The sequence below is a fragment of the Agromyces neolithicus genome, assembly GCF_039529735.1.
Taxonomy (GTDB): domain Bacteria; phylum Actinomycetota; class Actinomycetes; order Actinomycetales; family Microbacteriaceae; genus Agromyces; species Agromyces neolithicus.
The window spans coordinates 56372-68685 of sequence record NZ_BAAANJ010000007.1; the positions used below are offsets into that span (position 1 = coordinate 56372).

A 12314-nucleotide genomic window follows, 5' to 3' on the forward strand; every position below is an offset into this window, starting at 1 on the left:
GCTCACCTCGTCGGTAGCGTTGTGGACATGCCGACGGGGAGCCGGCATGAGAGCGAGGGGCCGACGCATGAGTGAGACCGTACCCTCGCGCTACGACCTCGGCCTCCTGTTCACCGATGGAATGCCCGAGTACGAAGACGGCACCGGCTACCGCGGTGCGGTCGCAGCGCGCGCGGCCGGCATCAGCTATCGGCAACTCGACTATTGGGCCCGCACGCAACTCGTCGAGCCGACGGTTCGCGGTGCGGCGGGCTCGGGCTCGCAACGGCTCTACGGCTTCCGCGACATCCTCGTGCTCAAACTCGTCAAGCGACTGCTCGACACGGGCATCTCGTTGCAGCAGATCCGCACGGCGGTCACGCAGTTGCGTGAGTCCGGCGTCGAAGACCTGGCGCAGACGACCCTCATGAGCGACGGCGCGAGCGTCTACCTGTGCACCTCAGACGACGAGGTCATCGACCTCGTCAACCGCGGCCAGGGCGTATTCGGAATCGCCGTGGGCAAGGTGCTGCGCGAGGTCGAGTCGACACTCGTCGAGATCGGCACGCAGCCGGCCGACCCCATGGACGAACTCGCTGCTCGTCGCGGCGTGCGCTCACGCAAGATCTCCTGATCGAGCCTGTTGCGCGGCACTTCGTAACCGAACGTCATGTTCGCATGCGATTCGTGCGGCCCGAGGAGGGGCATCCGTTCGTTTCCGACCGTGCGGTGAACCGCGTCAGATGACGTGGGAGTCGAGCGCGAGTGGAGCCGCGCCTGCGTACTCGCCGATGCGCGCCGTGCGCAGCACGCGGTCGAGCAACTGGTCGAAGTTCGCCGACATCTCTTCGGCGCTCTCGCCCGGCCACATGTGCAGCGGCTTCGCCGCACCCTGCGCCTGCTGCAAGGACGTGCGCTCGGGCAGCTGCGGCGAGAGCACGAGCGGGCCGAACATGTCGCGCAGCTCTTTGATGCGGAACTGGTGCTCGAGCGACTGCACGCGGGCACGGTTGACGATGATGCCGAGGGGCTGGAGGCGGGGCGAGAGCCCGCGGCGGATCTCTTCGATCGCACGCAGGGCGCGATCGGCCGCGGCGACCGAGAACAGGCCCGGCTCGGTGACGACGGCGACCCGGTCGCTCGCGGCCCACGCAGTGCGCGTGAGCGCGTTCAGCGACGGCGCGCAGTCGATGAGTACGAGCTCGTAGTCGGCCTCGACGTTGGCCAGTGCCTCTTCGAGCTTCCAGATGTCTCGGATCGACGGGTGAGGGCCGTCGAAGTTGATGGCCGAGGGGCTGCCGATCATGACGTCGATGGTCGAGTTCGGGTTCGACCTCGTCCAGCCGCTGGGCGCGATGGCCGAGCGCACGATCTTCTCTTTGGGAGAGGCGAGCACATCGGCGACATTGAGGTGACCGGCGACCTGGATGTCCATGCCGGTCGACACGTCGGACTGTGGATCGAGGTCGACGACGAGGGTACGGACGCCGCGGGCGAAGGCCGCCGACGCCATTCCGAGGGTGACGGTGGTCTTGCCGACGCCGCCCTTCAGCGAGCTGACGGAGAGAACGTGCACGAACAGATACGTTACCTTTACTACTCGGGCGATACCTAAACGTTCGCTGTGCGGATTCCGGTCGGAAAGGCTTGCATGTTCACGAAGATCCTGGTTGCCAATCGCGGTGAGATCGCCATTCGCGCGTTCCGTGCCGCCGTCGAAGTCGGTGCGAAGACGGTCGCGGTGTACCCCGTCGAAGACCGCAACTCGCTGCACCGGCTGAAGGCAGACGAGGCGTACCAGATCGGCGAGCCGGGGCATCCGGTTCGTGCCTACCTCGACGTGAGCGAGATCATCCGCGTCGCGAAAGAATCCGGCGCCGACGCCATCTACCCGGGCTACGGCTTCCTCTCGGAGAACCCCGAACTCGCACAGGCGGCCGCCGAGGCCGGCATCGCGTTCATCGGCCCGCCCAAGCACGTGCTCGAGATGGCCGGCAACAAGGTCACGGCGAAAGAGCACGCGATCGCAGCCGGTGTGCCGGTGCTGAAGTCGACGCCCCCGTCGCGCGACATCGAGCAGCTCGTCGCCCAGGCCGACGAGATCGGGTTCCCGATCTTCGCGAAGGCCGTCGCCGGCGGTGGAGGGCGCGGCATGCGCCGTGTCGACTCGAAAGACGACCTGCGCGCATCCCTCGAAGAGGCCATGCGCGAGGCCGACAGCGCGTTCGGCGATCCCACGATGTTCCTCGAGCAGGCCGTGCTGCGGCCGCGCCACATCGAGGTGCAGGTACTCGCCGACGCCTCGGGTGAGACCGTGCACCTCTTCGAGCGCGACTGCTCGGTGCAGCGTCGACACCAGAAGGTGATCGAAATCGCTCCCGCGCCGAACCTCTCCGACGACATCCGCGCCGCCCTCTATCGCGATGCGATCGCGTTCGCGCGCTCGATCGGTTACGTGAACGCCGGCACGGTCGAGTTCCTGCTCGACACGGTGGGCGAGCGCGCCGGCCAGCACGTGTTCATCGAGATGAACCCGCGCATCCAGGTCGAGCACACCGTGACCGAAGAGGTCACCGACGTCGACCTCGTGGTGTCGCAGATGCGCATCGCCGCGGGCGAATCCCTCGAGTCGCTCGGCCTGACGCAAGACAGCATCCGCCTGCGCGGCGCCGCCCTGCAGTGCCGCATCACGACCGAAGACCCCACTGCCGGCTTCCGTCCCGACACCGGCAAGATCACCACATACCGCTCGCCCGGCGGCGCCGGCATCCGACTCGACGGCGGCACGATCAACCCCGGCGCGCAGATCAGCCCGCACTTCGACTCGATGCTCGCGAAGCTCACCTGCCGCGGTCGCGACTACACGGCGGCGGTCGCCCGCGCCAAGCGCGCCCTCGCCGAGTTCCGCATCCGCGGCGTCGCCACGAACATCCCGTTCCTGCAGGGGGTGCTCGACGACGCGGCGTTCGTCGCCGGCGACCTCAGCACCTCGTTCATCGACGAGCGTCCGCAATTGCTTCGCGGGCGCGTGTCGAAGGACCGCGGCACGAAGATCCTCAACTGGCTCGCCGACGTCACCGTGAACCAGCCCAACGGCGCGGCGCCCATCAGCGTGAGCCCCGTCGAGAAGCTGCCGCCGCTCGACCTTGCGCGGCCCGCGCCCTCGGGGTCGCGCCAGCGCCTGCTCGAGCTCGGCCCGGCCGGCTTCGCCGCCGCCCTGCGGGCCCAGACCCCGCTCGCCGTCACCGAGACGACCTTCCGCGACGCCCACCAGTCGCTGCTCGCCACTCGCGTGCGCACGAAAGACCTCGTGGCCGTCGCCCCGTACGTCGCGCGCATGACCCCCGAGTTGCTCTCAGTCGAAGCATGGGGCGGTGCCACCTACGACGTCGCACTCCGCTTCCTCGGCGAAGACCCGTGGGAGCGCCTCGCCGCCCTTCGCGAGGCCCTGCCGAACATCAACATCCAGATGCTGCTGCGTGGCCGCAACACCGTCGGCTACACCCCGTACCCCACCGAGGTGACCGACGCGTTCGTGCGCGAGGCATCCGCCACCGGTATCGACATCTTCCGCATCTTCGACGCGCTCAACGATGTCGGGCAGATGCGGCCGGCCATCGAGTCCGTGCTCGAGACCGGACATTCGATCGCCGAGGTCGCGCTGTGCTACACCGGTGACCTGCTCGACCCCGCCGAAGACCTGTACACGCTCGACTACTACCTGCGCCTCGCCGACCAGATCGTCGCGGCGGGTGCGCACGTGCTCGCGATCAAGGACATGGCCGGCCTCCTGCGGCCCGCGGCGGCCGCACGCCTCGTGGGCGCGCTGCGTGAGCGGTTCGACGTTCCCGTGCACCTGCACACCCACGACACCGCAGGCGGGCAGCTCGCAACACTGCTCGCGGCCTCCGACGCCGGTGTCGACGCCGTCGACGTCGCGAGCGCACCGATGGCCGGCACTACCAGTCAGCCGTCGGCTTCGTCGCTCGTCGCCGCACTCGCGCACACGCCGCGTGACACGGGCATCTCGCTCGACGCGGTCTCCGACCTCGAGCCCTACTGGGAGGCGGTGCGGCGCCTGTACCGCCCGTTCGAGTCGGGCCTGCCGGGGCCGACCGGGCGCGTGTACCACCACGAGATCCCCGGCGGCCAGCTCTCGAACCTGCGCCAGCAGGCGATCGCGCTCGGCCTCGCCGACGACTTCGAGCTCATCGAGGACATGTACGCGGCCGCCGACCGCATCCTCGGACGTGTGCCGAAGGTCACGCCATCGTCGAAGGTCGTCGGCGACCTCGCCCTGCACCTCGCGGCGGTGAAGGCAGACCCGGCAGACTTCGCCGAGAACCCCGACAAGTACGACGTGCCCGACTCGGTCATCGGCTTCATGGCCGGCGAACTCGGCGACCTTCCCGGCGGCTGGCCCGAGCCGTTCCGTTCGAAGGTGCTCGCCGGGCGCGACGTGCGCATCGGCGTGACCGAGCTCACCGACGACCAGCGCGCCGACCTCGAGGCCGACAGCGCGACGCGCCGAGCCACCCTGAACGCGCTGCTGTTCCCCGCACCGACGCGGCAGTTCGAGCAGATCCGCGAGCTCTTCGGCGACCTTTCGGTGGTCGACACCGTCGACTACCTCTACGGTCTGCGCCCCGGTTCCGAGCACGTCATCGAGATCGCCAAGGGCGTGCGGCTCTATGCGGGCCTCGAGGCCATCGGCGAGGCCGACGACAAGGGCATGCGCACCGTCATGACGATCCTGAACGGCCAGCTGCGCCCGGTCTTCGTGCGCGACCGCGGCATCGTCGTCGAGACACGAGCCGCAGAGAAGGCCGACGCCTCGCAGCCCGGACAGATCGCTGCTCCGTTCTCGGGCGTCGTCACGCTGCAGGTCGAGGTCGGAGCCGAGATCGCCGCCGGCCAGAGCGTCGCGTCGATCGAGGCGATGAAGATGGAAGCCGCGATCACGTCGCCGATCGCAGGGGTCATCGAGCGGGTCGCGATCCCGAAGACGCAGCAGGTCGAGGCGGGCGATCTGCTCGTCGTCGTACGCGCGCGATAGGCTGTCCCGTGGAATGGCACTGATGAGGAGGGGTATCGGTGGCTGACGACCCGACAGAAGACCGAACCGGCACACACCGCAGCAGTGGCGGGGACACGGCCGCGCCCGAACGCGGTGAGCCGGCGACGACGACGGGGGCGCACGCGGCGACGCGGGCCTCCGACAGCCTGAATCTCAGGCTCGACCTTCCACCCGCGCCGGCACGCGAGGTGCCCGAAGACGAGGTGGCCGTCGCCATCGATGACGTCTCGGTCAATCCGACCGCCCTCGTCGAGGGCGAGTCAGGCACGCGATCGGTCGAGGTGATCACTCCGGCGCTTCGGGGCGGCTCGTATCGCAGCGCGGCTCGTCGTGATGCATCGCCCTACAGTGCGCTCCTCGCGGCCGATGCGACGCGGGCCCGGCGCGAGAGGCTGCGCGGCGAAGCAGCCGCCCAGGTCGCCGTCGTCGAAGCCGCGGGTGAGGCGCCGGTCTCGGCCGAAGTGCCCGAGACGCCCGAATCGCTCACCCCCGACCGGCTGATCGACCTCAATCGAACAACCCGCCCTGCGCCGCACGGCGGCATCAACCGCTTCGTCTACGAGGCTTCGCTGCACCTCGTGAACCTCGGCGACTCGGCCAAGGTGCGCGCGCACAAGGCGCTCAGCCAACGCATCCAGAAGCGGTTCGACGGCGGTGCGAGGTTCGTGCCGGTGCTCACGCGAAAGGGCGGTGTCGGCAAGACCACCATCACCGCGCTGCTCGGCATGGCGCTGGCCGATGCCCGCGACGACCGCGTCATCGCGATCGACGCCAACCCCGACCGCGGCACACTCGCCGAGCGCGTCGACCGGCAGACTCGCGAAACGGTACGCGATGTCGTGGTGAAGGCCTCGTCGATCGGCGGCTACACCGACTTCTCGAAGTACGTCTCCCGCGATGAGACGCGGCTCGACATCCTCGCCTCCGATACCGATCCCACCCTGTCCGAGGCGTTCGACGACAATGACTACAACGTCGTCGCGGGGCTCGCTGCGCGGTACTACTCGCTCGTGCTCACCGACTGCGGAACCGGTATCGTGCATTCGGTCATGCGCGCGACGTTGCAGCGTGCCGACTCGATCGTCATCGTGTCGGGTGGCAGCGTCGACGAGGCGCGACTCGCGTCCGAGACGCTCACCTGGCTCGAGGCGAACGGCTTCGGCGAGCTCGTGCGCAACGCGGTCGTCGCGATCAACCTCGCCACGCAGGGTACGCACCTCGTGAAGGTCGACGAGATCGAGGCGCACTTCCAGTCACGTGTCCGTGAGATCGTGCGCATCCCATACGATCCCCAGCTCGCCGCCGGTTCCGTGGTGAACTGGAAGGAACTCCGCCCCGTCACCCAGCACGCGGCGCGAGAACTCGCTGCCCTCGTGGTGGAAGGCCTGCCCGCCGACCGCGGGCACTGATCGGAGCGCAATTTGCCGGAACGTCCCATTCGCCTGTTCGGCGATCCCGTCTTGAAGACCGTCTCAGCCCCCGTCGAACAGGTCGACGATCGCGTTCGCGCGCTCGTGGCAGACCTGATCGACAGTGTGCGCCTTCCCGGCCGCGCAGGGGTCGCCGCCTCGCAGATCGGGGTGAACCTGCGTGCCTTCAGCTACAACGTCGATGGCGAGGTCGGCTACATCCTGAATCCCGAGATCATCGAGGTCTCGGGCGAAAAGCAGTTGATCGACGAGGGGTGTCTGTCGGTGCCCGGCCTCTGGCACAAGACCCCGCGCTATCCCTTTGCGCGCGCTCGTGGCATCGACCTCGACGGCAATGAGATCGAGCTCTCGGGCGAGGGACTCATGGCCCAGGCACTGCAACACGAGGTCGACCACCTCGACGGGCTGCTCTACCTCGACCGGCTCGAGAAAGACGAGCGTCGCCTCGCGATGAAGGCTGTGCGAGAGTCCGACTGGTTCTGACAACCGCCGAGGCGGGCGATTCGGTCGACTGACGAGGCGCGCGAATCGATCGACTGACGAGGCGGGCGAATCGATCGACTGACGAGGCGGGGCCCCGCGGACGAATCCGCGGGGCCCCGCCTCGTGCCTCGAGTGGGTCAGCTCACGATCGAGTGGCCCTCGGTCGCCGGCGCCCCCGAGTACATCGCCTCGATGGCTGGCGCGAAGTCGTCGAGGATGATGTTGCGCTTGATGCTCATCTTCGGCGTGAGGTGCCCGCTCGCCTCGGTGAACTCGGTCGCGAGGATCGTGAACTTGCGGATCGACTCCGCACGCGACACGGTCTCGTTGGCGGCGTCGATCGCGCGCTGCACCTCGGCGTTGACGGCCGGGTTCGTGGCGGCCTCGTCGAGCGACATTCCCGCGTCTTCGTGGTTGTTGTTCAACCAGACGGGCAGCATCTCGGGGTCGAGCGTGATGAGCGCCGAGATGAAGGGCTTCTTGTCGCCCACGACGACGACCTGCCCCACGAGCGGGTTCGCGCGGATCGGGTCTTCGAGCGCGGCCGGCGAGACGTTCTTGCCGCCCGCGGTGACGATGATCTCTTTCTTGCGACCGGTGATGGTGAGGAAGCCATCGTCGTCGAACGAACCGAGATCGCCGGTCTTGAACCACTCGCCGTCGAACGACTCTGCGGTCGCCTCGGGGTTCTTCCAGTACTCCTTGAACACGTCGATGCCCTTGACGTGGATCTCGCCGTCATCGGCGATGCGCACCGAGACACCGGGCAGCGTCGGGCCGACCGAGCCGATCTTCGACTTCGTCGCGAGGTTCACCGTGGCCGGCGCCGTGGTCTCGGTGAGGCCGTAGCCCTCGAGGATCGTGATGCCGAGCGAGTGGTAGAAGTGGCCGAGGTGGGGCCCGAGTGGGGCAGAACCCGAAACGGCGTACTTGACATTGCCGCCCATGGCGGCGCGGAGCTTCGCGTAGACGAGCCGGTCGAACAACGCGAACTTGACCTTGAGGCCGAACGGGATCTTCTTGCCCGCTTCGAGCAGCGTCGAATGCTCGACGGCAGCCTCGGCCGCGGCGCGGAAGATCTTGCCCTTGCCGCCGGCCTCGGCCTTCTGCTCTGAGACGTTGTACACCTTCTCGAATACGCGCGGCACGGCGAGCAGGAAGGTGGGCTTGAAGCTGCCGAGCGAGGGCAGCAGCTGCTTCGTGTCGGGCTGGTGGCCGACGCGCACGCCGGCGTGCACCGAAAGCACGGCGATGAAGCGCGCGAAGATGTGCGCGGTGGTGATGAACAGCAGCGTCGACGCGCCGGGTTCGGCCACGACCTCTTTGAGCGCCACGGCGGAGTTGCGGCACAGCTCGACGAAGTTCGAGTGCGTGAGCACGCAGCCCTTGGGCTTGCCGGTCGAACCCGACGTGTAGATGAGCGTCGCGATGTCGGAACCGACGGCGAGGTTGCGGCGTCGCTCGATCTCGTCGTCGGGGATGTCGGCTCCGGCGGCGGCGAGCTTGTCGAGGTCGCCGAGGTCGATCTGCCAGGTGTTGCGGATGGCGGGGAGGTCGGGGTGCACCTCGTCGAAGCGCGCGAAGTGGTCGGCGGTCTCGAGGATGATCGCGATGGCGCCGGAGTCGCTGAGGTTCCAGCGCACCTGCGTGGGCGAGCTCGTCTCGTAGACGGGCACGAGCACCGCGCCGGCGAACCACGTCGCAAAGTCGATGAGCGTCCACTCGTAGCGCGTCTTGCACATGAGGCCGATCTTGTCGCCCGGCTGGATGCCGGCGGCGACGAGGCCCTTCGCCAGGGCGATGACCTGGTCGTAGAACTCACGGGTCGTGACGGGGGACCAGCCGCCGTCGGCCGTGGGGAGGGAGAACAGCACCAAGTCAGGCGTCGCGGCGACGCGGTCGACGAGTAGGTCTGTGGCGTTCGCCTCGGGGTCTGGGGCGACCACGGCTGGCGTGGAGAATTCGATCACGGTAGCTCCTTCGGCACCGGGCGTGTCGCGCCGTGGTCGGGTGATGCGCGGCCTCGGCGATGGGGTCGTTTACACTCTAGTGGTTGCTCGCGTGGCCGTACGCCCGAGCACGCCTCTGCCTCATCCTCCCCTGAAAGGCGGCTCCACGGGTGCACGCGATCGGTATCGATATCGGCGGGACGAAGATCGCCGGAGCCGTCGTCGACGAGTTCGGCACGATCCTGCGCAGCGAACGCGTTCCGACCCCCGCCGGCGTGGCGCAGATCGAAGACGCCGTCGTCGCGATGATCGAGTCGCTCGCGGGCGACGAAGCCGTTGCCGCGGTGGGCGTCGCCGCCGCAGGGTTCATCGACGCCGCGCAGTCGACGGTCTACTACGCGCCGAACATCGACTGGCGCAACGAGCCGTTCCGCGAGAAACTCGAGGCCCGCGTCGGCAAGGCCGTCGTCGTCGACAACGATGCCAACGCCGCCGGCTGGGCGGAGTTCCGCTTCGGCGCCGGCCGATTGGTCAGCGACATGGTCATGCTCACGATCGGCACCGGCGTCGGCGGCGCGGTGGTCGCCGGCGACCGCCTGTTCCGCGGGGGGTTCGGCGCGGGCGCCGAACTCGGCCACATGCGCGTCGTCCCCGAAGGGATCGCATGCGGCTGCGGGCAGCGCGGATGCCTCGAGCAGTACGGTTCCGGGCGCGCACTGCTGCGCATGGCGAACGAGGTCGCCGACGCCGGGGGAGTCGGCGCCGCACTCGCTCGGGCCCGTGCCGAGCATGGGGCGCTCGACGGTCGTCTCGTCGGGGCGCTCATGATGCAGCAAGACCCCGGTGCGCTGACGGCGCTTCGCGAGCTCGGTCACTGGCTCGGGCAGGCGGCCGCGAGTCTGTCGGCGGTTCTCGACCCGCAACGGTTCGTCTTCGGCGGCGGAGTCGCCGAAGCCGGCGAACTGCTGCTCGAGCCGATCCGCGAGGCGTATGCCGAGCACCTTCCCGCCCGCGGCTACCACCCCGAGCCCGACTTCGTCATCGCCGAACTCGTGAACGACGCAGGTGTCGTCGGCGCCGCCGATCTCGCGCGGGTGTGGGTCGCCGAGCACGCCTGACGGGCTGGCGATAGGCTCAAGTGTTGCGTCACGGGGAAGGGAACGCACGGTGTTCTACTGGATCATGAAGCACCTCGTGGTCGGTCCGATCCTGCTCGCGATCTTCCGGCCCTGGATCGTCGGCCTCGAGAACGTGCCGAAGTCGGGCCCCGTCGTGCTCGCGTCGAACCACCTCTCGTTCATCGACTCGATCTTCCTTCCGCTCGTCGTTCCGCGCCCGGTCGTCTTCCTCGCCAAGAGCGAGTACTTCACCGGCAAGGGGCTCAAGGGGTGGGCGACCCGCATGTTCTTCCAGGCGGCCGGTCAGCTGCCCATCGACCGCTCGGGTGGCAAGGCCTCCGAGGCGTCGTTGAACACGGGTCTCAAGGTGCTCGCCGAGGGCAGCATCCTCGGCATCTACCCCGAGGGCACTCGCAGTCCCGACGGCAAGCTCTATCGCGGTCGCACCGGAGTCGCGCGCATGGTGCTCGAATCGGGTGTGCCTGTCGTGCCGGTCGCGATGATCGGCACCGAGCACGTGATGCCCATCGGCACGCGCCTTCCGAAGGTGCGGCGCATCGGCATCATCATCGGCGAGCCCATCGACTTCACGCGCTTCGAGGGCATGGAGGGCGACCGGTTCGTGCTGCGATCGGTCACCGACGAACTCGTGTACCGGCTGCGCGGCCTCAGCGGCCAGGAGTACGTCGACGTCTACGCGAGTTCGGTCAAAGAGCGGCGGGCCTCGCAGTCGCGATAGGCTCGAATGGCGGCGGCGCGACGTGCGTCGCCGTTCCGTTTCCCGGCGCAGTTGCGCCCGACCCTCCAGGACACTCCCGTGGTACAGCTCGCCGAGCCCGTCGTCTTCGCAGATCCCTCCGTGATCGCGGGGCTCGACTATTGGCGAACCCTGCCGATCAAGCAGCAGCCCACCTGGCCCGACGCCGAGGCCGCGCACGCGGCGTCCGCCGAGCTCGCGACCCTGCCGCCGCTCGTCTTCGCGGGTGAGGTCGACACGATGCGCGAACGACTCGCCGCGGCGTCGCGCGGTGAGGCATTCCTGCTGCAGGGCGGTGACTGCGCCGAGACGTTCGCGGGCGCCACTGCCGACCAGATCCGCAACCGGGTGAAGACCGTGCTGCAGATGGCGGTCGTGCTCACCTACGGCGCCTCGATGCCCGTCGTGAAGATGGGTCGCATGGCGGGCCAGTTCGCCAAGCCCCGCTCGAGCGACACCGAGACGCGCGGCGAGGTGACATTGCCGGCCTACCGGGGCGACATCGTCAACGGCTACGACTTCACGCTCGACTCCCGCACGGCCGACCCGCAACGGCTGATCCGCGGCTACCACACGGCCGCGTCGACGCTGAACCTCATCCGGGCGTTCACACAGGGCGGGTTCGCCGACCTGCGCCAGGTGCACTCGTGGAATCAGGGCTTCGCCCAGAACCCCGCGAACGCCCGCTACGAGTCGATGGCGCGCGAGATCGATCGCGCCGTCAAGTTCATGGACGCATGCGGCGCCGACTTCGAGGCCCTGAAGCACACGGAGTTCTACACGGGCCACGAGGGCCTGCTCATGGACTACGAGCGCCCGATGACCCGCATCGACTCGCGCACCGGCACGCCGTACCTCACGTCGGGCCATTTCATCTGGATCGGCGAGCGAACGCGTGAGCTCGACGGCGCCCACGTCGACTTCCTCTCGCGGGTGCGCAACCCCATCGGCGTGAAGCTCGGGCCGACGACGACGCCCGAGGTCATGCTCGAGCTCATCGAGAAGCTCGACCCGAACCGCGAGCCCGGCCGCCTCACGTTCATCACCCGCATGGGTGCCGGCAAGATCCGCGACGCGCTGCCCCCGCTGCTCGAGGCGATCAAGTCGAGCGATGCCAACCCGCTGTGGGTCACCGACCCGATGCACGGCAATGGCATCACGACGCCCAACGGATACAAGACGCGTCGCTTCGACGACGTCGTCGACGAGGTCAAGGGCTTCTTCGAGGCGCATCGGGCGGCGGGCACGCACCCGGGAGGCATCCACGTCGAGCTCACGGGCGACGACGTCACCGAGTGCCTCGGTGGTTCAGAGCACATCGACGAGGCGACGCTGGCCACCCGCTACGAGTCGCTGTGCGACCCGCGACTGAACCACATGCAGTCGCTCGAGCTCGCGTTCCTCGTCGCCGAAGAGCTCGCCGCCCGCTGAGCCGTTCCTTCGAGTCCCGCCGGCGCGGAGCATCCTTCAATCGATGGATGCTCCGCGCCGAGCTTGTTCCCGATACCCGGCGCGCAGATC

The 12314-nt window shown here is 68.5% G+C and carries 9 protein-coding genes; 7 read left to right on the forward strand and 2 right to left on the reverse strand.

Annotation, left to right across the window (positions count from 1 at the left end):
* Window positions 1-67 precede the first annotated feature (67 nt).
* Window positions 68-613 (forward strand): MerR family transcriptional regulator, encoded by a 546-nt coding sequence (locus ABD164_RS10580; RefSeq protein ID WP_344295966.1) that lies wholly within the window; start codon window positions 68-70, stop codon window positions 611-613.
* A gap of 105 nt (window positions 614-718) precedes the next feature.
* On the opposite strand, the gene ABD164_RS10585 is transcribed toward ABD164_RS10580, so the two are convergent.
* Complete coding sequence (locus ABD164_RS10585; protein ID WP_344295967.1) at window positions 719-1555, reverse strand: ParA family protein; 837 nt, start codon at window positions 1553-1555, stop codon at window positions 719-721.
* A 75-nt stretch (window positions 1556-1630) separates the two neighbouring features.
* On the opposite strand from ABD164_RS10585, the gene ABD164_RS10590 reads away from it, so the two are divergent.
* Genes ABD164_RS10590 through def form a run of 3 tightly spaced genes read left to right on the forward strand, consistent with a single transcriptional unit; the run spans window position 1631 to window position 6969 of the window.
* Window positions 1631-5035: a pyruvate carboxylase gene (locus ABD164_RS10590; protein WP_344295968.1), complete on the forward strand. Its 3405-nt coding sequence runs from the start codon at window positions 1631-1633 to the stop codon at window positions 5033-5035.
* Window positions 5036-5073: 38 nt separating this feature from the next.
* Window positions 5074-6465 (forward strand): MinD/ParA family ATP-binding protein, encoded by a 1392-nt coding sequence (locus tag ABD164_RS10595; RefSeq protein ID WP_344295971.1) that lies wholly within the window; start codon window positions 5074-5076, stop codon window positions 6463-6465.
* Window positions 6466-6477: 12 nt separating this feature from the next.
* On the forward strand, window positions 6478-6969 hold the full coding sequence (gene def / locus ABD164_RS10600) for a peptide deformylase (RefSeq protein ID WP_344295972.1): 492 nt from the start codon (window positions 6478-6480) through the stop codon (window positions 6967-6969).
* 137 nt (window positions 6970-7106) lie between these two features.
* Here def and ABD164_RS10605 read toward each other — a convergent pair whose 3' ends face one another.
* Window positions 7107-8939, reverse strand: coding sequence for an AMP-dependent synthetase/ligase (locus ABD164_RS10605; RefSeq protein ID WP_344295974.1), 1833 nt, complete (start codon window positions 8937-8939; stop codon window positions 7107-7109).
* Window positions 8940-9088: 149 nt separating this feature from the next.
* Between ABD164_RS10605 and ABD164_RS10610 the strand changes: the two genes are divergently transcribed.
* The 3 genes from ABD164_RS10610 to ABD164_RS10620 all read left to right on the forward strand — a co-directional run bounded on the left by ABD164_RS10610 (window position 9089) and on the right by ABD164_RS10620 (window position 12224).
* Window positions 9089-10036 carry an ROK family glucokinase gene (locus ABD164_RS10610; RefSeq protein WP_344295975.1) on the forward strand — a complete coding sequence of 316 codons (948 nt, stop codon included), beginning with the start codon at window positions 9089-9091 and terminating at the stop codon, window positions 10034-10036.
* Window positions 10037-10085: 49 nt separating this feature from the next.
* Window positions 10086-10775, forward strand: coding sequence for a lysophospholipid acyltransferase family protein (locus tag ABD164_RS10615; protein WP_344295977.1), 690 nt, complete (start codon window positions 10086-10088; stop codon window positions 10773-10775).
* A 120-nt stretch (window positions 10776-10895) separates the two neighbouring features.
* The gene (locus ABD164_RS10620; protein ID WP_344296291.1) at window positions 10896-12224 is read left to right on the forward strand and encodes a class II 3-deoxy-7-phosphoheptulonate synthase; all 1329 of its coding nucleotides are present in this window, start codon (window positions 10896-10898) and stop codon (window positions 12222-12224) included.
* The last annotated feature ends 90 nt before the right edge of the window (window positions 12225-12314 follow it).